This window comes from Kitasatospora griseola (assembly GCF_044999035.1).
In the GTDB taxonomy this organism is placed as follows: domain Bacteria; phylum Actinomycetota; class Actinomycetes; order Streptomycetales; family Streptomycetaceae; genus Kitasatospora; species Kitasatospora griseola.
In genome coordinates this window covers 632,376-654,045 of the sequence record NZ_CP173360.1, presented here as the reverse complement: position 1 = coordinate 654,045, position 21,670 = coordinate 632,376, and the positions used below count along the sequence as shown (strand labels likewise).

The window sequence follows — 21,670 nt, the reverse complement described above, 5'->3', positions numbered from 1 at the left end:
CGCCCAGGCTGGCGAGGATGACGGGGCCCGGGCGCATACCGGCCCCGGCGCGCCCGTCCGATCCGGAGGTCCCCGCTGTGAGCACCGCCGACATCGCCCCCGACTCCGCTGATCGCACCGACTTCGAGGACGCCGACCGGGGCCTGGTGGCCGGCCCGGCGAAGCCGAGGATCACGGCGGAGGACGGGCACCTGGTCTGGGACTTCGAGGCGACCGCGTTCCTGCGCGGCGACTGCCCGGACACCGCGCATCCGAGCCTGTGGCGCCAGTCCCAACTGTGCGCCCGGGCCGGCTTGTACGAAGTCACCGACGGCGTGTACCAGCTCCGCGGCTTCGACCTGTCGAACATGACCCTGATCGAGGGCGAGCGCGGAGTCGTGGTCGTCGACCCGCTGGTGTCCGAGGAGTGCGCCGCCGAAGGACTCGCCCTCTACCGGGCCCACCGGGGCGACCGGCCCGTCACTGCGGTGCTGTTCACCCACTCCCACATCGACCACTTCGGCGGGACGCTCGGCGTGATCGGCCCCGACGACGACGTCCCGATCGTCGCACCCGAGGGCTTCATGGAGCACTCCGTCGCCGAGAACGTCTACGCCGGCACCGCCATGCTCCGCCGCGGCGTCTACCACACCGGCGCCGAACTCGAACCCGGACCGCGCGGCCTGATCGGCGTCGGCCTCGGCTTCACCGCCTCCCGGGGACGAGCCGGTCTGCTGCGGCCCACCGTCGAGATCACTCGCACCGGACAGGAGGAACACCTCGACGGGGTCCTGTTCCGCTTCCAGCTCACCCCGGACACCGAAGCCCCGTCCGAGCTGAACTTCCACCTGCCCCAGCGGCGCGCCCTGTGCATGGCCGAGAACGCCACCCACAACCTGCACAACATCCTGACCCTGCGCGGCGCCCTGGTCCGCGACGCCCGCGTCTGGTCGCGCTGCCTGACCGAGGCGATCGACCTGTTCGCCGCCGACTCCGACGTCGTGTTCGCCTCCCACCACTGGCCGACCTGGGGCACCGAGCGCCTCACCACCTTCCTGTCGGAGCAGCGCGACCTCTACGGCTACCTCCACGACCAGACGCTGCGCCTGCTCAACCAGGGCCACACCGGCATCGAGATCGCCGAGCTGATCGAGTTGCCGCCCCGGCTGGCGCACGCCTGGCACGCCCGTGGCTACTACGGCTCGGTGAGCCACAACGTGAAGGCGATCTACCAGCGCTACATGGGCTGGTACGACGGACACCCGGCCTCCCTGTGGGAGCACCCGCCCACCGCCTCCGCCGAGCGGTACGTCGCCTGCATGGGCGGCCTCGACCAGGTCCTCGCCAAGGCCCGTTCCTACCTGGACGCCGGCGATCTGCGCTTCGCCGCCCAGCTCCTCAAGCACGCCACCTTCGCCGCCCCCGACGACACCCGCGCCAAGGAACTCCTCGCCGAGACCTTCGAACGCCTCGGCCACGGCGCCGAATGCGGCACTTGGCGCAACAACTACCTGATGGCCGCGCAGGAACTCCGCACCGGTGTCAGGCCCACCCCGATCACCGCCGGCAGCATGGCCGCCGCACTCTCCGTCGAGCAGGTCTTCGACTCGCTCGCCATCCGCGTCAACGGCCCCAAGGCGTGGGACCACTCGCTGACCGTGCTGTGGCGGTTCACCGACCTCGACCGGACGTACCGGACCAGCCTGCGCAACGGCGTCCTGGTCCACCGCCCCGCCGCCGACGGCTCCGCCGACCTCACGCTCGTGCTGACCGAGCCCCAGCTCATGGGCCTGCTCATCGGCCACGGCCTCGACGGCATCGACCACACGGGCGACCCGACCGTGCTGACCACCCTCATGTCGGTCCTCGACGAACCCGACCCCGGGTTCGCCATCGTCACCCCCTGAACCTGAACCTGAACCTGAACCTGAACCGCCTGAGACCGCCTGAGACCCCTGTTCGGCGGGCGGCCCAGGGGTGATACTGGCCGTATGGGGTTCATCGTCTTCATGACGCTGCCGGGCCTGGTGCTGCTGCTCACCGCACTCGCCGTGGTCGACCAGGTCCTGCTGCGCGCCGGGCGCGCCGGCCTGCTGCCCTGGCGCCCCGGCCACCGGCAGGGACAGATCTCGGCGACCGGCTTCGAGCAACTGCACGCCCAGTTCTCGGCCGGCAAGCAGAACGAGCTGAAGGAACGCCAGTCGGCGCTGATGCTCCGCGACGAGGACGAGGACGGCGCCCCGCCGAACCGCACCCGGATCGACCTCGCACGCGGCTCGGCCGTGATCCGCCTGCCGAAGTCCCCCTGACGGCAGGCTCGTCGGATCCCCGCAGGGAGAATGCTCCCGTCGCCCAGTGGGAGTGGAGCAGCGGATGAACTGGTACGGGGTCCGATGCGTTTTCGAGTGGACGGCCGCGAGCGGGCGGTCCTACGAGGAGCGGATCACCCTCTGGCAGGCTCCGTCCGCCGACGACGCGATCGCCCTGGCCGAGGTGGAGGCCGAGACGTACGCCCGCGAGAGCGGCGTCGAGTACCTCGGCTTCGCGCAGTCCTACCGTCTGGGCGACCGCGGGGTGCCGGGGGCGGGCGCGGAGGTGTTCTCGCTGCTGCGGGACAGCTCGCTGGAGCCGAGTGCGTACCTGGACGCGTACTTCGACACCGGTGCGGAGCGTCAGCGACCTCGGCCGAATGGATAGGCCCGGCGTCGGTAGCCTCGCGGCCGTGATCGACGAAGGAACGCCGGGAACGGACGACGGTGCCCCGACGACGACGCGCCTTCGCGAGGTGTTCGACCGCGCCGGGTACGTGGTGATCGTGGAGGGGCCACCGGACGAGGCGGAGTCCCCGGACGTGGCGCGGACCTGGCTGAACGGGGCTGGGATCGCCGAACCGGCCCGGCTGTATGGCCGTGGTGGACGGCGGGACCGACGACCGGTGCCTGTGCACCGGTCGGTCGGCCGACGATCATCGTGCACGACATCGACGGCGAGCCGATCGCCTGCCGGAGCCTGCACCACGAGACCAGCCTCGGTGGGATCGGCGACCGCGACGCCGAGCCGCGCGACGGCCCGGCCCGCACCGCATGGCGGGCGGACCGGAGGCCGACCGGATCCCGGGACGTGCAGGCGGAATTGGCCGAGCAGGAAGTCGAAGCCGAACGGGAGCGACGCCGCTGTGCCGGCTCGGCGCTGCGCCCGCCGGGATGCGTGCCGCGGCCGAGGCTGTCGCGGTTCACCCGGGGCGCGACCTGGAAGCCTGGTCGGACCGTGTGCGGGAGACGGAGGCCCGGCTCACCATGCAGCTCCAACAGGACTCTTCTGACCGGACCGAAAGGATCCGGGCCCTGCCGGCCCGGGCCGGAGCATCCGCCAGGGCGCACACCGGCGGCCCGACCTGGTACGACCGGGCCGTCGAGCAGCACCTGTTCGCCGAGGAGCCCGATCGCGTCCTCGCCGCGCTCACCGCCGACCCGCCCGGCCCGGCCCAACTCGACGGCGTTGCCGAACTCTTCGGCTCGCTCGGACGGACCCGAACACAGGGTCGGCAGTTGCCGGAGAGCCCTGAGCTCGACACTGATCGGGCACATCCTGGCCGACGGCACCTCGGCCAGGAGATTTCGACCGGGCAGCGGCCGCTACGGCGCCGAGCGCGACCGAGGACGCCGAGTGACGACCACCCCGACGGCCGGGCACTTTCCCAATGTGCCTGGGGCGGTGAGGTGTTGGGGTGTCGGCCGGCCGACTGCCGCCCTACCCCGGGGCCGGGGTGTCGGCCGTCGACGGCTCCGCGGTGGATGCTGCGGGCCGGTGGTCGAAGGGCGGTGTGGGGTCGGGGGCGGTGATGCGGGCGATGACGGCGGCGGTGGTCCGGTCCTCCGCGTGGTCGAGGCGGCGGGCCGAGCCGCGCAGCAGGTGACGGGCCTCGATCGCGGCGAGGGCGAGGAGGCCCGGGAGCAGGTCGGTGGAGCGGGCCGCCAGCCAGCGGGTGCCCTGGGTGGCCATCCACCACAGGTTCGCGCCTGGTGCGGGTGCGGGGGCGGGAAGTTCGGCGGGCGGCGGGCCCACCGGGTGACCGGCCTCGGCGAGCAGGGTGTGGAAGCCGCGTGCGATCAACTGGTGCCCGGCGGCGCTGGGATGGAGCCGGTCCACGCTCAGCAGAGCGCGCCGGTCCGTCCACGGCAGGTCCGCGAGATGCAGATGCACCGCATGGTGCTGCTCGGACAGCGCATGGACGACCGCGTTGACGCCGCGCATCCGGCGCGCCAACGGGCGGGCGAGCGGCGCCGGCAGCCCCAGCAACCGCCCCGGATCGGGCAGGCAGGCCGTGAGCGGGACGGTGCCGACTGCCTTCAACGAGGCGAAGACGGCTGTGAAATGACGCGCCGTCAGATTCAGGTCGAAGGAAGCGCGCAGGGTGTCGTTGCCGCCGACCACCACCGCCGCGTACTGCGGGCGCAGGGCGAGTGCGGCGGGCAGTTGGGAGACCAGCAGGTCGCGGCTGAGTGCGCCGCTGTTGGCGAGGTTGCGGAAGTCCACGGGGTCCGGCGAGAGACTGGGCGCGAGCAGCGCCGCCCAGCCGCGCCAACCGCCGGGAACGGGGTCGCCGACACCCTCGGTGAGGGAGTCGCCGAGAGCAGCGAATCGTACCGTCATCACGTCCCTCCAAGTGGGGTTCGGTGGGGGTGGAATGCGGTGGGGGAGTGGGGAGTTGGTCCCGCCCCGGTGCGGTGCGAGGTGGTGGGCGGCGGGCCCGGTGCGGAAGGCGGAGTCGGGGGTGGGTCCGCTGCGCTGCGAGGCGCGGGCAGCGGACCCGAGGGCGGCGGAGGGGGTTGGGGACCGGCCGCTACGGGGCGCGGTGTCGGACGGCGGGCCCGGCGGGGGAGGGGAGTGGTGCGTGGTGGGCGGCGAGGAAGGCGGTGACGGCGGCGTCCCAGCCGAACTCCTCGGCCCGGGTACGGGCGGCGGCCCGCCGTTCGGCCTCGGGGCGGTCGAGCAACTGGCGTACCGCGTCGGCGAATCCGCTGCCCGTGTCGGTGGCGGCGAGGCCCGCCCGGCCGACCACCTGGGGGAGCGCGGAGGAGCGGCTCACCGCGACCGGGGTGCCGCAGGCCAGTGTTTCGAGCGCGGCCAGGCCGAAGGTCTCCACCGGGCCCGGTGCGATCACCGCGTCCGCCGTCGCCAACAGGGCTGCTACCGCGGCGCGTTCGGCCAGGTGGCCGAGGAAGGCCACGGGCAGCCGCAACTCGGCGGCCTGCCGCAACTCGGCGGCCTGCCGCTCCAGCCGATGGCGCAGCGGGCCCGTCCCGGCGACGGCCAGCACCGCCGGGACACGGTGGTGGCGGCGCAGCTCCGCCAGCGCCTCGATCGCCCGCTCCGGCCGCTTCTCGCCCGACAGTCGCGAGCACATCACCAGCAGCACCTGCCCGGGATCGGCCAGCCGCGCCCGCAGCTCGGGGTCGTGGCGGGCGGGGTGCATGGTGGTCAGGTCGACTCCCAGCGGGGCCTGGACGACGTTGCCCGCGCCGATCCGTTCGAACTCCTCGGCGGCCCACGCCGTCGTGCACAGCACCGTGTCATAGGTCTGCGCGGTACGGGAGTTGAGCCGGTCGGCGAGGCCGCGCGCCGTGCGCCCGGGCAGGCCCCAGGTGCCGAGCACGCCGGTGGCGCTCTCGTGCGAGACCATCATCGACCGCACCCCGTGCGCCTTCGCCCAGGCGCCCGTCCAACGCAGCGTGGTGCGGTCCGACACCTCCAGGCGGTCCGGTGCCAACTCGGCCAGCACCGACGCCACTTGACGGCGGTCCCGGAGCACCCGGTAGCCGCCGCTGCCCGGCACCCGGGGCCCGGGCAGGGTGATGACCCGGCCCTGCTCGGTCCACTCGTCGCTGCGGCGCTCCCCGGGGACGACCAGCACCGGTTGGTGGCCCGCCGCCAGGTAGCCCGCGCCGAGATGCCGGAGCGCGGTGCGCAGGCCGCCGGACACCGGGGTGACGAAGTTCGCCACCCGGACGATTCGCAGTTCTCCGTTCACGCCGGCTGCTCCTCGACCAGCTCACCGGCGGGGACGGCCGCGGCGGACGGAGCGGCCAGGGCAGGCGCCGCCTCGGGCTGACGGGGCGTCGGTATCGGTGCTGCGGCCGCCGGCCCGTCCGCGGCGGCCGAGGTTGGCGCGGGGGCGGCGGCGACGGAATCGGAAAGCGTTTTCCGGTTGGTCGGGGAGGACGCGGCGCCGGACCGGGCGCGGTGCTCGGCGAGGACGTCCTGGTAGTGCTGGACGAGCTGGTCGCCGACGGCCTCCCAGGTGCGGTCGGTGACGTCGGCGCGGCCGGCCGCGCCGTAGCGGGTGCGGAGGTCGGGGGCGGCCGCCAGCGCGGCGACGGCCCGGGCGACGGCCCCGGCGTCCCGGGGGGCGACCAGCAGACCGGTGCGGTGGTGGCCGACCAGGTCGAGCGGGCCGCCGACGGCCGGCGCGACCACGGGGACGCCGCTGGCCATCGCCTCCTGAATGGTCTGGCAGAAGGTCTCCAGCGGGCCGGTGTGCACGAACACGTCCAACGAGGCGAAGCAGCGGGCGAGTTCGGCACCCGTGCGGCGGCCGAGGAACACCGCGCCGGGCATCGCGGCCTTCAGCGCGGGGGCGCTCGGCCCGTCGCCGATCACCACCACCCGCACCCCGGGCAGTCGGGAGGCCTCGGCGAGCAGGTCGACCCGCTTCTCCGGGGCGAGCCGTCCGACGTAGCCGACCAGCACCTCGCCGCCGGGGGCCAGGGAGCGGTGCAGGGCCTCGTCCCGGTGGTCGGGGTGGAACCGCGCCGAGTCGACGCCGCGCGCCCAGATCCGGACGTTGCGCACGCCGTGCGCGGTCAGGTCCTGGGCGGCCGGGGTGGACGGGGCGAGGTTGCGCGCGGCGGAGCGGTGCACGGAGCGGATCCGCGCCCAGGCGAGCGCCGAGCCCAGCCCGCGCCCCATCCGGTACGCCTGTGCGTACCCGGCCAGGTCGGTCTGGTAGACGGCCACCGTCGGCAGGTCGAGGCGCTCGGTGATCCTGGCCGCGCGCGCGCCGAGGATGAACGGACTGGCCAGGTGCACCACGTCCGGCCGGTGGGCGGTCAGCGCGGCGGCCAGCCGGCGGCTGGGCAGCGCGATGCGCACCTGCGGGTAGCGGGGCAGCGGAACGGACGGAATGCGCACCACCGGCAGCGGTTCCCGGTCCGGGCCGAAGGACTGCGGCGGGCAGTGCGCGCCCCGGGCCGGCGCGGGCGTGATCACCAGTGGCTGGTGACCCCGCCGGACGAGGTGTTCGGCGGCCCGCAGCACGCTGTGGGCCACGCCGTTGACCTCGGGCGGGAAGGATTCGGTGACGATGGCGACTCGCATGCCAACGTTCTGGCCAAGCCGGGCATGCGCCCGGACAAAGGGATCTTTCGCGCAGGCGAACGTCTGCCGCCATTTCCGCACACCCGGGTGGCCCGATCGCTCGTCGCCGCGGCGATTCGCGCAAACGGCCTGCGCCGGTTGCGCAAAACTGCGCAGAACGTGGATTGAACGAATGCGTGATGCCATGCCGGGTTGCTGCTGCGATGTGTACCGCTCAACTCGCCGGATCGGCCCACCGTTCAACCACGCGGCTCCGCAAGCGACTTGGCGCACCCCCACCCCTCCGTTCCGGCCCGGCGACGCACCGTCCACCCTCCGTCCCCGCTCGCTCAGGAGGAATCCCGATGCGTTCCGCCCCACGGACCCCGCTCCCCGGCCCAGGGCGGCCACGAAGGCGCGGAGGCCCGGCCGGCGCCCCACCGCAACCACGCTCGTGCTGCTGATGCCGGCGACACTGTTCGCCGTGGTCGGCCCGGCCGCCGCCGCCCGCGCCACCACCGCCGGCAACGCCACCGGCGTCACGCGCTCCGGCGACACCTTCACCGTCGCCATCGACGCCGCCGACCGCTCCGGCACGCTCTGGATCAAGGCCGGCAACCACGCCGTCACCGGTGCCTTCACCGTCACCGCGACCGGCCTCACCCTGCCCGCCGGCACGCCCGTCACGCCGGCGGCCCCGAATTGGAAGGTCGTCTCGGTCGGCAGCCAGGAGACCGCCGCCGAGAACGGCGCCGCGACCAACGCCATCGACGGCAACAGCGCCACCATCTGGCACACCCAGTGGTCCACCACCGCCACCCCGCTGCCGCACGAGATCCAGCTCGACCTCTGCGCCCGCTACAGCGTCGACAGCCTCACCTGTCTGCCCCGCCAGGACGGCAGCGTCAATGGCAGGATCGGCGGCTACGAGATCTACGTCTCCGACAGCACCGCCAACTGGGGCACCCCCGTGGCCGCCGGCACGTTCGCCGACACCGCCGCCGCCAGAACCGTCAACTTCACGCCGAAGAACGGACGTTACGTGCGCCTGCGAGCCCTGGGCGAAGCCGGGAACCGGGGCCCGTGGACCAGCGTCGCAGAGATCACCGCCACCGGAACGCCTGTTCCGTAGCCGCGGGCCCGTCCGCCCCGCGCCCGCCCCGACCCGCCACACGGGAAGGGGCGGGCGCGAGGTCGTCCGGGGCGGGCCCGGCGGCCGCCCGCTGTCGCGAACCCGCGTGAGCAGGTGCCACCGCACGGCAACCGGACCAATTCCCAAAGCTTGTAAGCACCATGGGCCCGATGACCATAAGGCGCGACCGCGCCGGCACGCCACCCGTTTCGGCCCGGGCTCGGACGACGGCCACTACCGCGGGTCGCGGCGCTGTACCGGCGGAGGGTGCTACCGCGGGCGGCGGCGCCGGCCCGGCCGGCCGTGCTCAGGGTTTCGGATGCGGCAGTGGGCGCGCCAGCCGCCGCACCTCCTCCAAACGGGCCGGATCGGGCTCCTGCCGAGTGAACAGGTCGTGCCCGACCACCGTCGACTCCCACTCGTCCGGGGCCTCCGCGGACCGCGTCAACAGCCAGGCGGCGGAGATCCACTCCGCCCCGTTCTGCTGGTACTGGCCGCTCCACGAGGTCACCGAACCGGCGTCGCCGCTGTCGTTGTGCCACGCCACCGTCCAGCCCACCGCCGTCCCGTGCCCGGGCTGCGCCGGTGCCACCAGGCGTCCCACCAGCGGATACGCGCCGCTCGCCCGGCCCGTCGCCGAGACGTACGCCCCGGTCAGCGACCCGTCCGGACCCGCCACCAACCGCATGTGCGAACCCAGTTCGCTGTACCAGTCGCCGGTGATGCCCACGCTGCTCCTCCCGCCGCCCTGCCGGCCGCCACCGCGTCCGGCCCGGACGCGCCAGCCACCACTGTGCCGCCCCCGGCCGCCCGGGCGGCGGCGACGCGCGGACGTCGCCCGACGGATGACCCGAGCTGCGGACGCCCTGGCACCGGCGCGCCCGGAGAAGGGGCCTCGCGGCTTTGAGTGCCCCGGGGACGGGGCACCCCCGCGACCGGGGACAATGGTGGCCGGACGGAACCGACCCGGGCCCGTCGCCCCCGCTCCGCAGGAGACCCCGCACCGTGACCGACCAGCAGCACCCCACCCCGACCGGCCGTCGCCTCGACCTGCTCGCCGACTGCTCCTCCTGCTTCGGGCTGTGCTGCGTCGCCCTGCCCTTCGCGAAGTCCGCGGACTTCGCGGCCAACAAGAACGCGGGCACCCCCTGCAGCAACCTCGACGCCGACTACCGGTGCGGGATCCACGTCAAGCTGCGCGACCGCGGCTACCAGGGCTGCACCGTCTTCGACTGCCTCGGCGCCGGCCAGAAGATCTCGCAGCACACCTTCGGCGGGCGCAGCTGGCGGGACGACCCGGACACCGCCCGGCAGATGTTCGAAGCGTTTCCGGTGATGCGTCAACTCCACGAACTGCTCTGGTACTTGACCGAGGCGATGGAGCTCCCGCGGGCCCGTCCGGTGCACGCGGAACTCCGCCGCGCGAGCGACGCGATCGACGAGCTGACCCGCCGGGACGCCGCCGCCCTGGTCGCCGCCGACGTCCCCGCGATCCGCGCCGAGACCAGCGAACTCCTACTGAAGGCAAGTGAGTTGACCCGCAATGCGCTGCCCGGAAAGAAGCGCAACCACCGCGGCGCGGACCTGATCGGGGCCCGGCTGAAGGGCGCCGACCTGCGCGGGGCGAACCTGCGCGGCGCCTACCTGATCGCCGCCGACCTGTCCGGGGCGGATCTGCGCAGCGCCGACCTGATCGGCGCGGACCTGCGCGACGCCGACCTGCGCGGCGCGGACCTGACCGACGCGCTGTTCCTGACGCAGTCCCAACTCAACGCCGCCAAGGGCGACTCCACCACCCGCATCGGCACCGGACTGGCCCGGCCCGCGCACTGGTGACGCCGGGCCCGGCCCGGTCCGGCCTGCGGGTGGACGGGCGTGGCGGGTCGCAGGGGGCGCGAGGGGCGCGCGGGTACCCCGGAAACGGGATTAATGGACTGCGCCCCGTGCGATGCGCGCGTATGGTCATGACCTCCCCGACGCGAGAGGAGGATCATCCGCGATGGGACTGTTCAAAGACGCCCCGCCCACTGCACATCCGGACTTCACCAACCTACGGTTCATGGCCGCCGGTACGCCCTCGTGGTGGAAACGCAACCGCCACAAGGTGGTCGGCATCGTCGGCCTGCTGATCGGATTCTGGCTGGCCGGACACCACGACACCGCAGCACCTGCCACACCGGCGGCACCCGCGGCGCCCACCGCACCCGCCGGCTCCTGCACCCCGACCGGGCACTGACCGCCAAGCGCTGACCGCCGGGCACTGATCGCCAAGCGTTGACCGCCGGGCGCTGACTACCCGGCCCTGATCGCCGGGCGTTGACCGCTCGGCCCTGATCGCAGGGCGCGCCGACTGCCGGACGGCACCGGCGAGTCGAGGTCCGGCGCCAACGACCGATGCACGCGTAGGCCCTCGGTGCCGACGTCCCGTCACGACGACGGGCGGCACCGAGGGCCGAGTTCACTCACCGCCGGGCGAACCCGGGTCCGGGCCGGAGGCCGGGTGGCGCTTCGACGGCGGCCGAGTCAGGAGTCACTTGCCGCCGTGCAGCTCGGCGAGCGTCGCCTCGAACGCGGCGCCGGAGTTGCGCGGACGGTTGTACGGCAGCTTGCCGAGCATCGCGCCCATCGCGCAGGTGTTGGTGGCCGCCGAGAACAGCAGGCCGAAGCCGACCGCGGCCGACACCCAGCGCACGCCGGGCACGGCCACGTCGACGACGACGCCGGCCAGCACCAGTGAGCCCGCGACCATGCGGACCTGGCGGTCCATGGCCCAGCGGACCTTCTGGCCCGGCACCTTGTTCAGCTGGTGGCCGCCGGCCGTCCAGGCGGCGGTGCCGCCGGAGATCAGCAGGGCCGAGATGCCGGCGGCGGACAGCTGCTCGCAGGCGTTGCCGGCCCGGGCGCCCGAGGCGCAGGTGATCGCCAGCTCGCCGCGCGCGGCGGCGGCCCGCAGCGCGGGCAGCGCCTGGGACAGCTGGTCCAGCGGCACGTTGTGGGCGCCGGGAATGTGGCCGCCGGCGAACTCGCCGGGCGACCGCACGTCGATGACGGTCAGCTGCTGAAGCCGGGGCTGGAGCTGGTCGACGGTCAGGGGCGTGGTCATGGAGTGTGGGGCCTTTCGGGCAGGAGTGCCCCGGCAAGCGGTTGCCGCCGGGCGGGGAAGTGGAGCGTAGTGCGCAGACGGGGCTGCGCGGGGCAGGTGGCGCGCTGTGCCTGCCGCAGGGCTGTGGACCCGGCGGTCAGAACACCGCGTCCACCAGCATCAGGGCGGCCACCGCCAACAGGGCCGTGGCGAAGATCCGCTGCAGGGTGCGTCCCGACAGCTTCGACGCCAGCCGCTTGCCGTCCCACGCGCCGAGGACAGCGGCGGCCGCGAACGGGCCGACCACGGACCACGGGATGTCGGCGGCGCCGCCGAGCCGGGGCAGCAGCGCGGACAGCGAGTTGAGCACGATCACCAGCAGGCTGGTGCCGATCGCCTCGGCCATCGGGAACGCCAGGAACGACACCAGCGCGGGCACGGCGAGGAACCCGCCGCCGACTCCCAGCACACCGGTGGCCGCGCCCAGCCCCGCGCCCGCCAGCGCGGAGCGCCGCGCGGACGCCGGAGCGGGCGAGGCGTCGTCGAGGTCCGTGGCGGTGGCGGCACCGGAGTGCTCGGAGGGCGGCGGGAAAGCGTTTTCCGTCTGCGGTTCCGCGACCCGGACCGCACCCGCCGCGCCGTCGGCGGTCGCCTGCGCCGCGGCACCCGTCCCACCGTGGGACAGCTGCGCCGGTGCCCCGGCGGGCACGGGCGCCGCCTGCTGCGCGGGGATCGGAGCCGATCCCGCGACCCGGCGGCTGCGCGACGCGCGGCCGGAGGACAGCATCCGCCAGGCGGCCAGGCCCGCGAGCAGCGCGAACGCGGCGGTCAGCGCCGGGCCGGGCAGGTGGCGGGAGAGCGCGCCGCCGAGCGCGGCGAACGGAAGTCCGGCGGCGCCGAACAGCAGCCCGCTGCGCCAGCGGACGCGGCCGGCCCGGGCGTGCGCGACCAGTCCGGTGAGGGAGGTCACGGCGACGATCAGCAGGCTGGCGGTGGTCGCGGTGCCGGGGGTGAGGCCGAGCAGGTAGATCAACGCGGGAACGGCCAGCATGCTGCCGCCGCCGCCGAGTCCGCCGAGGGCCAGCCCGACCACCGCGCCGGCGATCAGGGCGAGGAGGACGGCGGTCATATCGCGGCGCCGCAGGAACACCCGCCCTGGTGCGACGGAAGACCCGCCTGCAGCCAGGCGCGCATCCCGCCCACCACGTTGACCGTCCGCACGCCGCGCGCGTTCAGCACGTCGGTGGCCACCTGCGAACGGTTCCCGGAGCGGCACAGCGCCAGGACCAGCGGGCCGTCGCCGCCCGCGCCGGTGCGGCCCTCGGGGGCGACGAAACCGTCCAGGCTGCCGAGCGGGAGGAGGACCGCGTCGGGCGCGTGCACCTCCGCGTACTCCGCGGGCTCGCGGACGTCGAGCAGCAGCGCCTCGCCGGCGGCGGCCAGGCGGTGCGCCTCGGCGGGGTCGATCTGCGCGGGAGCGGGCGGCTGGTGGGACGTGGCCACGGGGTCCTCCTGGGCGGTGGTGAGGGTGGTGCGTTCGGGGGTCGTGCGAGGTCCGGCGGTACCTCGGGGCGGCGAGCCGCTCCGAGAAAGATACCGGAGGGGGTATATCGTTGGGATCGAGCATATACCCCCACCGGTATCTCCCGGGATCCGCTACAGTCGAGAACTGCCTGCAATAATACCCATGGGGGTATCGGCGGGCCCGGGCGTGGGGCGTATCGGCCCCGTACCCGCACCCGCATGCGGAGCCGCGCCCGTACTCGAAGCCGTACCCGCGCCCGCACCTCCACCCTCCAGCCGTGACCGGCCGACGCAGAGATGAGGACATCCGTGTTCTTCGCCCAGTACTACCTCGACTGCCTCTCCCAGGCCTCGTACCTGATCGCGGACGAGACCACCGGCCGCGCCGTGGTGGTCGACCCGCGCCGTGACGTGGACGAGTACCTGGCCGAGGCCGAAGCGCGCGGCTTCACGGTCGAGGGCGTCATCAACACCCACTTCCACGCCGACTTCCTCTCCGGCCACCTCGAACTCGCCGCCCGCACCGGCGCCTGGATCGGCTACGGCCGCCGCGCCGAGACCGAGTTCCCCGTCCGCAAGCTCGCCGAGGGCGAGCGGATCAGCCTCGGCACGGTGGAGCTGGAGATCCTGGAGACGCCCGGCCACACCCCCGAGTCGATCAGCGTGCTGGTGCGCGAGCGCGCCGAGGACGCCGTCCCGTACGGCGTGCTCACCGGCGACGCCCTGTTCATCGGCGACGTCGGCCGCCCCGACCTGCTCGCCTCCGCCGGCGTCACCGCCGACGAGCTCGGCCGGATGCTGTACGACAGCGTCCAGCACAAGCTGATGGCACTGCCCGACGAGGTCCGGGTCTACCCCGCGCACGGCGCGGGCTCCGCCTGCGGGAAGAACCTGTCCACCGAGCTCCAGTCCACCATCGGGCAGCAGCGCGCCACCAACTACGCGTGCGCGCCGATGACCGAGGGCGAGTTCGTCGCCATCGTCACCGCCGGCCAGCCCGCCGCCCCCGGCTACTTCGGCTACGACGCCGACCTCAACCGCCGCGAGCGCGAGCTGTTCGACGCCGCCGCGCTCGCCACCCCGCTGGACGCCGAGACCTTCCTCGCCCGCCGCGCCGAGGGCGCCGTCGTGGTCGACGCCCGCGACCCGCTCGACTTCGCCGCCGGACACCTGGCCGGGGCCATCAACGTCCCCGCCGACGGACGCTTCGCCGAGCAGTCCGGCACCGTCCTGGACCCGAGCTGGCAGCTGCTGGTGGTCGCCCCCGAGGGCCGCGAGCAGGAGACCGTCACCCGCCTCGCCCGGATCGGCTTCGACCGGGTCGCCGGCCACCTCGCCGACCCCGAGACGACGTTCCGCTCGGTGCCCGAGCAGATGCGCCAGGCCGCCCGCCGTACCGTCGCCGACCTGCGCGACGAACTCGCGGGCAGCGAGCCGCCGTTGGTGATCGACGTGCGCGGCGGAGCGGAGCGCGAGGGCGGGCTGATCCCCGGCTCGACGCACATCCCGCTGGCCGAGCTCCCGACGCGCCTCGCCGAGATACCGCAGGACCGCGCCGTCGTCGTGCACTGCGCCGGCGGCCACCGCTCGTCCATCGCCGCCAGCCTGCTGCGCCACCACGGCCACCCGCAGACCTCCGACCTGCTCGGCGGCTACGGCGCGTGGGAATCCGCAGTCTGATCAGCCATGACCGCACGACCCCGACCGGTGGGCGGGAATTCCCCGCCCACCGCCCCGGTTGATACCGGTGGGGGTATGACCGGCCCCGCTCGGCACCCGCCGCAGCAAGGCCCAGTACGAGGAGGAGACCCGATGCAGGTGGACGAGGCGGCCGTCGGCGCCGTACTGAACCGGCTGCGCCGAGCCCAGGGCCAACTGGCCGGCGTCATCGCCATGATCGAAGCCGGTCGCGACTGCAAGGACGTCGTCACCCAGCTCGCCGCCGTCTCCCGCGCCCTGGACCGGGCCGGCTTCAAGATCGTCGCCAGCGGCATGCGCCAGTGCATGGCCGAGGCCGAGGAGGGCGGCGCGCCGATGAGCGAGGCGGAGCTGGAGAAGCTCTTCCTCACGCTCGCCTGAGCGAGACACTCAACGAGGTCCTCACGAGGCCCTCACGGGGCTCACGGGGCCGGGTCGTTCGTCGGCGCGGCCCCGCGAGTCCAGCACAGGCGCCACCACTCCAGCCGGTCCGCCGAGTCCTGCGGGAACACCGGGTGGAGGGCGGCCACCAGCAGTGCCGTGCCCTGGCAGGCGAGAATCGCCCACCAGGGCGCACCGGCCACCACACCCAGCCCGGTCGACCCGCCGACCCCCCCGATCCCGGTGGCCGCGCGGGCGAGAGACGGCCGGGGCGACGGACGTCGCGGCATGGAATTTCCCCTCCAGAGTCAGTCGGTGATCAACCGCCTGGATCATTGCGGGCGGCCGAGCGATGCCGCACGAGCACACCGTTGCGAGTTGCCCGCAACGGTGCGCCCGGCCGGTGGGGGAGTGTGCGGTTGAGCTGGACGGCAGCCAACCCGAGATCGTGGTCGGCGAGTTGGTGCGGCAGTACGAAGGGCCGCGCGCGATGGTCTTCCAGAAGGACCTCGACCGGGCCGCTGTGGGCGAGGAGCGCTACCAACTCGCCCTCGCACTGCGCGAATTGGCCCATTGCCTCGGCATCTCGCCGACCCGCTACGCGGCCCGGGTGACCTGGGGTTGGCGACGGTGAGGGCCGTCCGGTGCAGGCCGCGGACCAATTCGCACACGGCGGCTGTCAGTTCGGCCCCGAGGGCGCGGTCGCCGTCGGCGATCAGTTGCTCGACGAAGTCGGCGGGCGGGACCGCGATTCCGCTGAAGAAGCGTGACAGTGAGGAGCGGTCCCAAGGGCGCCCAACTGCAGCGCCTGCGCGACGAACTCGCCGACGCGGAACGGCAGAACGGGCTGCTCCAGCAGGAACAGCGCCTCCTGCGCGACATGGTCATCACCGCCAACCAGCAGATCGAGGACCGGGACGCCGGTGGGGCTCGACTTCCAATAAGTGGCCATCTCGATTGGGGATTCCCCGGAGACGGATGGCTGCTGCGGCGATGCTGGCGAACGCGGCGACGTGCTCGCCCTTGCGTTCGTAGCGGCGGTGGAGTCGGCGGAAGCCGCTGAGCCGGGCGACGGTGCGCTCGATCACCCATCGGTGTCGGCCGAGGCGCTGGGAGGAGTCGACGCCTCGGCGGGCGAACCGGCACGACGTCACCCAGCTTCTGCCGGGTGGTCGAGCAAACCTTCGCCTGGCTCCACCGGTTCAAGCGTCTGCGGATCCGCTACGAGATACGCGCCGACCTCCACCTGGGCCTGCTCCAACTCGCCTGCAGCATCATCTGCCTGCGCAAGCTCCGAACCTCATGCTGAAACGATCAGCAAGGTCCCGCTACGCCAGGGTGAGGAACAGCTTCTCCAGCTCCGCCTCGGTCATCGGCGGCGTGTTCTCGTCCGTGGACGCGAGGCACTGCCGCATGCCGCTCGCCAGGATCTTGAAGCCGGCGCGGTCGAGGGCGCGTGAGACTGCGGCGAGTTGGGTGACCACGTCCTTGCAGTCTCGGCCGGCCTCGATCATCGCGATCACACCGGTCAGTTGGCCCTGGGCTCGGCGCAGTCGGTTCAGCACCGCGCCGACGGCCTCCTCGTCCACCTGCATGGAGCACTCCTCGCCTTCTCAGAACTCGCCCGATCATACGGGAGCCGTACGGTCGTACCTGCCGTCGCCGTCGCGCATGGGCCGCCGGGGTCAGTGCGCGGCGTCCACCCGGGGCCGCGGAACCTCCCGGCGGTCGGGGACGCGGACCGGCGGCTCCGACGGATGGGCGAGCCGGTCCAGGTGGCGGCCCCGCTCCACCACCCGCTGGGCGGCGGCCGCCAGGTGGCGTCGGCCCGGGAACAGCACAGGCGGCAGCTGCGGCAGGAACTCGACCTCGCCGACCAGGCCGCGCACCGACACCACCCGCCACAGCGAAGGCAGCAGCCCGTCCTCGCCGACGAACGCCGGAACGGTGCTCGGGCCGTCCGCCGTCCGGTAGCGCAGCGTCACCGGCTGGACGGGGACGTCGGCGCGCACCGCCGCCTCGAACAGCGCGGGGCGGAACCGGCCGCCGCCGCGCCCGCACCAGGTGCTGCCCTCGGGGAAGACGACCACCCGCTCGCCGCGGCGCAGCGCCGTCGCGATCTGCTCGACCGTCCCGGGCAGGGCCCGCAGGCGGTCCCGGTCGATGAAGATGGTGCCGCCCCAGGCCGTGAGCGGGCCGAGCAGCGGCCAGCGGCCGACCTCGGTCTTGGCCAGCATGCGGCCGGGGCGGACGGCGGCGACCAGCAGGATGTCCAGCCACGAGATGTGGTTGGACACCACCAGCGAGCCGCCGACCTCCTTGCCCGGCACGGCGATCGGCCGCACCCGCACCCCGAGCGCGGCCAGCAACAGCCAGGCCCAGCAGCGCACCAGCCGCTCGGCCGGCAGCCACCGCAGCGTCCGCACCACGGGCACCGCCGCGACGCCGGCGAGCAGCACCGCCAGACAGCCGGTCACCCGCAGCACCCGGCGCGCCACTCCCGCTCGCGGCCCGGCGACCGTCACGCAGTCACCGGGCGTGCACGGCGCGGTCGGCAGCCAGACACTCATGCCGCCGTCGCCGCCTCGTCCGAAGTCCCCTCCAGGTGACGGGAGTTGATGGCGGAGATCGGCAGGTCCGCCCCCGCGGCCAGGAAGTGCCGAAGGTAGCGCGGGTCGGTCCGCTCCAGCGACAGCAGCACGTACAGGTCCGCCACGTTGAAGTCCGGGTCGTGCGCGGGCTCCCCGCACACCCACGCGCCGAGGCGCAGGTAGCCGCGCAGCAGCGCGGGGATCGGCGTCCGCCCCTGCCGGGCCACCCCGTCCGCCGACCACGGGCGCAGCGGCGTGACCCGGTACTCCTTCGGCGCAAGGTACTTGGCGGACACCGCGTCCCACACCCCGGCCGCGGTCGCGCCGCCGTCGGACAGCGGGACCGAGCAGCAGCCGGCCAGCCACGCGTTGCCGGTGGCCGTCATGTAGCGGGCGATGCCGCCCCACATCAGGTTGATGACCGCGCCGTTGCCCCGGTGCGCCTCGGCGATGCAGGACCGGCCGACCTCCACCATGCCGTCCCGCAGCCCGCCGAGCCGGGCCAGGTCGAACTCGGTGTCCGAGTACAACCGGCCTGCCCGGCGCGCCTGTTCGGGACGCAGCAGCCGGTACGTGCCGACCACCTCGCCGCTCTGCTGCTCGCGCACCAGCAGGTGGTCGCAGAACTCGTCGAACGGGTCCGCGTCCAGGCCGGGCAGCGGCGAGTTCAGCACCGCCCCCATCTCCTGCACGAACACCTGGTGGCGCAGCCGCTGCGCGGCCCGCACCTCCTCCGCGGTCCGTGCGAACGCCAGCTGGTACGAGGGCTGTTGGTCGGCCGCGGCAGGTACCGGGGCCGAGGACGACTGGACGGGGCGGGCAGGAGCGGTGGTCATGGCGGACTCTCCGGGGTCTCGGGGCGCGATACGGTGGCGGCGAACAGCACGGGACGACACGCGACGACACTGCGCCCGCACCCGGCCCACCGGTCGGGCGGAGCCGGTCACGAGCGGCATGGGTATGTCTCCCCGACTCGCCTGGCCCTCAGGTGGACACCCGAGGGAGACCAGATGTGCACATGCTGAATGGCCGGTTCGCCAAGCGGAGTACGGCAGTTCGCAGCCCGCCGGCGGTGGTCCGGATGCCCGGCCCCGGGTCCGCTCCGATTCGGACGCCCCGTGGTCACCAGCCGGACGCGGGCCCGTCGCCCGGCCGCCACACCGCTCTGCCAGCGTTCCCGGCATGCCGAACACGGGCGCGAACGCCTACCCGAGCCGGTACCGGTGGCTCGGACTCCTGGGATCGCTCGCCCTGGCCGCCGGCGCCCTCACCGCAGGCGCCCGCCCCGCCGCCGACACCGGCCCCACCCTGCGGGCCTCCGGCGGCGCCGGCACCGTCCTGGTCTTCGCCGGCCTCGCCGTCCTCACCGCCGCCTGGCTGCTCCTCGGACGGCCCGCCGACGGCCAACGCCCGCCCGGCACCCGCTGGTTGACCACCACTCTGGCCTGGTGGGCCGCCCCGCTGCTGCTCGTGCCGCCGCTGTTCAGCCGCGACGTCTACAGCTACCTCGCCCAAGGCGCCATGCTCGCCCACGGGTTGGACGTCTACACGCACGGACCCGCCGACCTCGGCGGGCCGGCCGCAGCCCAGATACCGCAGGTCTGGCAGCGCACCCCCGCCCCCTACGGCCCCGCCTTCCTGCTGCTGACCCGCGCCACCGCGCCGCTCGCCGAACACCCCTGGGCCGGCGCGATCGTCCTGCGCCTGACCGCCGTTCTCGCGGTCGCCGCACTGGCCGCCCTGCTGCCCGCCCTCGCCCGCACGCTCGGCATCGACCCCGCCGCCGCGCTGCGGCTGGGCGCGCTCAACCCGCTGGTGCTGCTCCACCTGATCGCCGGCGCGCACAACGACGCCCTGGCGTTCGCCCTCCTCCTCGGCGGACTGCTCGCCGCCACCCGGCGACAGGTCCTGCCCGCGGCTGTGCTGGTCGCGCTCGCCGCCCTGGTGAAGGCCCCGGCCGCGCTCGCCCTGCCCGTGGTGTGCCTGCTCGCCTCGGCCGACCGCAGCTGGCGTCACCAGCTGCGCACCGCCGCCCAGGCAGTGGCGGCCGCCACCGTCACGGTGCTCGTCGTCACCGCTGCCGCCGGCACCGGCTACGGCTGGATCGCCGCCCTCACCACCCCCGCCACCAGCACCAGTTGGTCACCCAGCAGCAGCCTCGGCCGACTGGCGGCCGACCTCACCGGCACCGCACCGGACGGCGCCGTCACCGCCGCCCGCCTGATCGGCCTGGCGCTCGCGGCCGGGGCAATCACCCTGCTCGCGCGACGAGTTGTTCGCCGGGAGAGCGAACCGATGGCCGCGCTGGCCCTCGCCTTCACCGCCCTGATCGCCCTCGGGCCGGCCTTCCGACCTTGGTACGCCCTGTGGGCGGTGCTCCCCGTCGCACTCGCCGTCCGCACCCCGGCCGTCCGCCGGGTCGCCGAACTCGGCTGCGCCGTCCTGGCGTTCACCGTGATGCCGGACGGCTTCAGCCCCGACGGCGCGGAACTGGTGCTCGCCGTGGGCGGCTTCGCGATCGGTGCCGCAGCCGTGCTGATGGCGGAGCGCGGAACACCGCTCCACGAGAGGCAGTTGGCGTGCTGACCCGAGGCACCACCACGGCCCGGGCCGCGATCCTCGCCGCCGCCGTGCTCGTCACCGCCGTCGTCCTGGCGGTCATCCCCGGCCACCGCGGCTGGTTCGACATCGGCGTGTACTACGGCACCGTGCGGCACTGGCTCGACACCGGACAGCTCTACGACTACGTCCGCCCCGGCACCGTCTACGGGTTCACCTACCCGCCGTTCGCCGCGGTCTGCATGCTGCCGATGCGGCTGTTCGGCTGGCACCCCGCGATCGCGGTCGGCGTCGCGCTGTCCGCGGTCGCCACCGCGCTGCTGCTGTACTGGCTGATCGACCCGATCGCCCGCCGGCGCGGCTGGTGCCGCTGGTACACGTTCGGACTGGCCGCCTGCCTGTGCGCCCTCACCAACCCGGTGCGGGACACCTTCAGCTTCGGCCAGGTCAACCTGCTGCTGGTCGCCCTGGTCCTCGGCGACCGGCAACTCGCCGACAGCCGCTGGAAGTTCCTCGCCGGAGTCGGCACCGGACTGGCCGCCGCGATCAAACTCACCCCCGCGCTGTTCATCGTCCACCTGCTGATCACCCGCCAGTGGCGCGCCGCCGCGACCGCCACCGCCACCACGCTGGGCGCCACCGGAATCGGCTTCCTGATCGGCCCCGAGGTCTCCCGCCAGTTCTGGACCACCACACTCTGGGACACCGACCGGGTCGGCGGCTTCGCCAACATGTCGAACCAGTCCCTGCAAGGACTCATCGCCCGCCTCGGACCCCAACTCCCTGGCCGGGTCCTGTGGGTGGCCGCCTCGCTCGCCGTCCTCGCCATCTGGGCCCACCGCCTGCGCCGCGCCGCCCGGGCCCGCGACACCCTCGCCGCCTACAGCCTCACCGGCCTCGCCTGCTGCCTGGTCAGCCCGATCACCTGGGTGCACCACCTGGTGTGGGCCCTGCCCGCCCTCGTCGTCCTCGCCGACGCCGCCCTGCGCGACCGCCGCCGCGACCTGCTCACCGTCAGCTGGCTGCTCCAACTGGTCATCTCCAGCGGCATGGTGTGGCTCTGGCGCCCCGACGGACGCACCCCCGGCACCCTGTTCGGCGGCAGCGCCTACGTCCTGCTGACCTTCGCCCTGCTGGTCGCCATGCCGATCCGCCCCCACCCCGACGATCACCCAGCCACCACCGCACCCCTGCCTCCCCGGCGCCACGCCGCCGGAACGAACCCCGACTCCGCCGCCGACCCCCGCTCCGGACGGCCCCGCAAACGCCCGGCCGCCGTCGGCTGAACCCCCTGCGGGTGGACGGAAGCACAGCCGGCGCGGCGGGCCGGACCTGCGCGGATATGCGATGGACCCCGGCGGCGCCCAC

22 protein-coding genes and 3 pseudogenes are annotated in these 21,670 nt (G+C 74.0%); 12 read left to right on the top strand and 13 right to left on the bottom strand.

The genetic code is table 11. From position 1 onward, the window contains the following. The first annotated feature begins 17 nt into the window (after window positions 1-17). The 3 genes from ACI1MP_RS03215 to ACI1MP_RS03205 all read left to right on the top strand — a co-directional run bounded on the left by ACI1MP_RS03215 (window position 18) and on the right by ACI1MP_RS03205 (window position 2,676). Window positions 18-1,886: an alkyl/aryl-sulfatase gene (locus ACI1MP_RS03215; RefSeq protein ID WP_380331865.1), complete on the top strand. Its 1,869-nt coding sequence runs from the start codon at window positions 18-20 to the stop codon at window positions 1,884-1,886. An 84-nt stretch (window positions 1,887-1,970) separates the two neighbouring features. Then, window positions 1,971-2,288, top strand: a complete 318-nt coding sequence (locus tag ACI1MP_RS03210; RefSeq protein ID WP_100584504.1) for a DUF6191 domain-containing protein — start codon at window positions 1,971-1,973, stop codon at window positions 2,286-2,288. A gap of 64 nt (window positions 2,289-2,352) precedes the next feature. Further along, complete coding sequence (locus tag ACI1MP_RS03205; protein WP_404867651.1) at window positions 2,353-2,676, top strand: hypothetical protein; 324 nt, start codon at window positions 2,353-2,355, stop codon at window positions 2,674-2,676. A gap of 1,053 nt (window positions 2,677-3,729) precedes the next feature. Here ACI1MP_RS03205 and ACI1MP_RS03200 read toward each other — a convergent pair. The 3 genes and pseudogenes from ACI1MP_RS03200 to ACI1MP_RS03190 all read right to left on the bottom strand — a co-directional run. Continuing rightward, on the bottom strand, window positions 3,730-4,632 hold the full coding sequence (locus tag ACI1MP_RS03200) for an SGNH/GDSL hydrolase family protein (RefSeq protein WP_404867650.1): 903 nt from the start codon (window positions 4,630-4,632) through the stop codon (window positions 3,730-3,732). A 190-nt stretch (window positions 4,633-4,822) separates the two neighbouring features. After that, complete coding sequence (locus ACI1MP_RS03195; RefSeq protein WP_404867649.1) at window positions 4,823-6,010, bottom strand: glycosyltransferase; 1,188 nt, start codon at window positions 6,008-6,010, stop codon at window positions 4,823-4,825. Between the two features lie 206 nt (window positions 6,011-6,216). Continuing rightward, window positions 6,217-7,356: pseudogene (locus tag ACI1MP_RS03190) on the bottom strand (glycosyltransferase family 4 protein); the annotation flags it as partial. 442 nt (window positions 7,357-7,798) lie between these two features. Here ACI1MP_RS03190 and ACI1MP_RS03185 point away from each other — a divergent pair. After that, window positions 7,799-8,467 (top strand): discoidin domain-containing protein, encoded by a 669-nt coding sequence (locus ACI1MP_RS03185; protein WP_404867648.1) that lies wholly within the window; start codon window positions 7,799-7,801, stop codon window positions 8,465-8,467. Window positions 8,468-8,774: 307 nt separating this feature from the next. Here ACI1MP_RS03185 and ACI1MP_RS03180 read toward each other — a convergent pair whose 3' ends face one another. After that, a complete protein-coding gene (locus ACI1MP_RS03180) occupies window positions 8,775-9,197 on the bottom strand; it encodes an avidin/streptavidin family protein (RefSeq protein WP_100584499.1) in 423 nt (140 codons plus the stop codon). 275 nt (window positions 9,198-9,472) lie between these two features. Between ACI1MP_RS03180 and ACI1MP_RS03175 the strand changes: the two genes are divergently transcribed. Beyond that, a complete protein-coding gene (locus ACI1MP_RS03175) occupies window positions 9,473-10,303 on the top strand; it encodes a pentapeptide repeat-containing protein (RefSeq protein ID WP_404867647.1) in 831 nt (276 codons plus the stop codon). A 163-nt stretch (window positions 10,304-10,466) separates the two neighbouring features. Next, window positions 10,467-10,703, top strand: a complete 237-nt coding sequence (locus ACI1MP_RS03170; protein ID WP_100584497.1) for a hypothetical protein — start codon at window positions 10,467-10,469, stop codon at window positions 10,701-10,703. Between the two features lie 294 nt (window positions 10,704-10,997). Here the strand turns inward: ACI1MP_RS03170 and ACI1MP_RS03165 are convergent, their stop codons facing one another. From ACI1MP_RS03165 to ACI1MP_RS03155, 3 genes are all read right to left on the bottom strand, one after another. Then, window positions 10,998-11,570, bottom strand: coding sequence for a rhodanese-like domain-containing protein (locus ACI1MP_RS03165; RefSeq protein WP_100584496.1), 573 nt, complete (start codon window positions 11,568-11,570; stop codon window positions 10,998-11,000). A gap of 136 nt (window positions 11,571-11,706) precedes the next feature. Further along, entirely contained in the window at window positions 11,707-12,678 is a 972-nt protein-coding gene (locus ACI1MP_RS03160; protein WP_404867646.1) for a sulfite exporter TauE/SafE family protein, read from the bottom strand. Further along, the gene (locus ACI1MP_RS03155) at window positions 12,675-13,052 is read right to left on the bottom strand and encodes a rhodanese-like domain-containing protein (RefSeq protein ID WP_404867645.1); all 378 of its coding nucleotides are present in this window, start codon (window positions 13,050-13,052) and stop codon (window positions 12,675-12,677) included. Before ACI1MP_RS03155 ends, ACI1MP_RS03160 begins: the two co-directional genes overlap by 4 nt. 330 nt (window positions 13,053-13,382) lie before the next feature. On the opposite strand from ACI1MP_RS03155, the gene ACI1MP_RS03150 reads away from it, so the two are divergent. Next, window positions 13,383-14,753, top strand: a complete 1,371-nt coding sequence (locus ACI1MP_RS03150) for a rhodanese-like domain-containing protein (RefSeq protein WP_380331832.1) — start codon at window positions 13,383-13,385, stop codon at window positions 14,751-14,753. A 132-nt stretch (window positions 14,754-14,885) separates the two neighbouring features. Further along, a complete protein-coding gene (locus tag ACI1MP_RS03145) occupies window positions 14,886-15,152 on the top strand; it encodes a metal-sensitive transcriptional regulator (RefSeq protein WP_043911727.1) in 267 nt (88 codons plus the stop codon). A 41-nt stretch (window positions 15,153-15,193) separates the two neighbouring features. Here the strand turns inward: ACI1MP_RS03145 and ACI1MP_RS03140 are convergent, their stop codons facing one another. Beyond that, a complete protein-coding gene (locus tag ACI1MP_RS03140; protein WP_380331829.1) occupies window positions 15,194-15,442 on the bottom strand; it encodes a hypothetical protein in 249 nt (82 codons plus the stop codon). Between the two features lie 113 nt (window positions 15,443-15,555). On the opposite strand from ACI1MP_RS03140, the gene ACI1MP_RS03135 reads away from it, so the two are divergent. Continuing rightward, the gene (locus ACI1MP_RS03135; protein WP_404867644.1) at window positions 15,556-15,786 is read left to right on the top strand and encodes a hypothetical protein; all 231 of its coding nucleotides are present in this window, start codon (window positions 15,556-15,558) and stop codon (window positions 15,784-15,786) included. 81 nt (window positions 15,787-15,867) lie between these two features. Here the strand turns inward: ACI1MP_RS03135 and ACI1MP_RS03130 are convergent, their stop codons facing one another. Together ACI1MP_RS03130 and ACI1MP_RS03125 are read right to left on the bottom strand one after the other, a co-directional pair. After that, on the bottom strand, window positions 15,868-16,104 hold the full coding sequence (locus ACI1MP_RS03130; RefSeq protein ID WP_404870884.1) for a hypothetical protein: 237 nt from the start codon (window positions 16,102-16,104) through the stop codon (window positions 15,868-15,870). Window positions 16,105-16,129: 25 nt separating this feature from the next. Next, window positions 16,130-16,294: pseudogene (locus ACI1MP_RS03125) on the bottom strand (transposase); the annotation flags it as partial. A 26-nt stretch (window positions 16,295-16,320) separates the two neighbouring features. Between ACI1MP_RS03125 and ACI1MP_RS03120 the strand changes: the two are divergent. Further along, window positions 16,321-16,461: pseudogene (locus ACI1MP_RS03120) on the top strand (IS5/IS1182 family transposase); the annotation flags it as partial. Between the two features lie 19 nt (window positions 16,462-16,480). Here the strand turns inward: ACI1MP_RS03120 and ACI1MP_RS03115 are convergent. The 3 genes from ACI1MP_RS03115 to ACI1MP_RS03105 form a co-directional block, all read right to left on the bottom strand. Beyond that, window positions 16,481-16,747, bottom strand: a complete 267-nt coding sequence (locus tag ACI1MP_RS03115; RefSeq protein WP_100584489.1) for a metal-sensitive transcriptional regulator — start codon at window positions 16,745-16,747, stop codon at window positions 16,481-16,483. A gap of 90 nt (window positions 16,748-16,837) precedes the next feature. Further along, window positions 16,838-17,722 (bottom strand): lysophospholipid acyltransferase family protein, encoded by an 885-nt coding sequence (locus ACI1MP_RS03110; RefSeq protein WP_404867643.1) that lies wholly within the window; start codon window positions 17,720-17,722, stop codon window positions 16,838-16,840. Further along, a complete protein-coding gene (locus ACI1MP_RS03105) occupies window positions 17,719-18,579 on the bottom strand; it encodes a GNAT family N-acetyltransferase (protein WP_404867642.1) in 861 nt (286 codons plus the stop codon). The genes ACI1MP_RS03110 and ACI1MP_RS03105 overlap by 4 nt, the downstream gene beginning before the upstream one ends. Before the next feature lie 346 nt (window positions 18,580-18,925). On the opposite strand from ACI1MP_RS03105, the gene mptB reads away from it, so the two are divergent. Together mptB and ACI1MP_RS03095 are read left to right on the top strand one after the other, a co-directional pair. Next, entirely contained in the window at window positions 18,926-20,329 is a 1,404-nt protein-coding gene (mptB, locus tag ACI1MP_RS03100) for a polyprenol phosphomannose-dependent alpha 1,6 mannosyltransferase MptB (protein ID WP_404867641.1), read from the top strand. Continuing rightward, a complete protein-coding gene (locus ACI1MP_RS03095; RefSeq protein ID WP_404867640.1) occupies window positions 20,323-21,588 on the top strand; it encodes a glycosyltransferase 87 family protein in 1,266 nt (421 codons plus the stop codon). Before mptB ends, ACI1MP_RS03095 begins: the two co-directional genes overlap by 7 nt. Window positions 21,589-21,670: the final 82 nt, after the last annotated feature.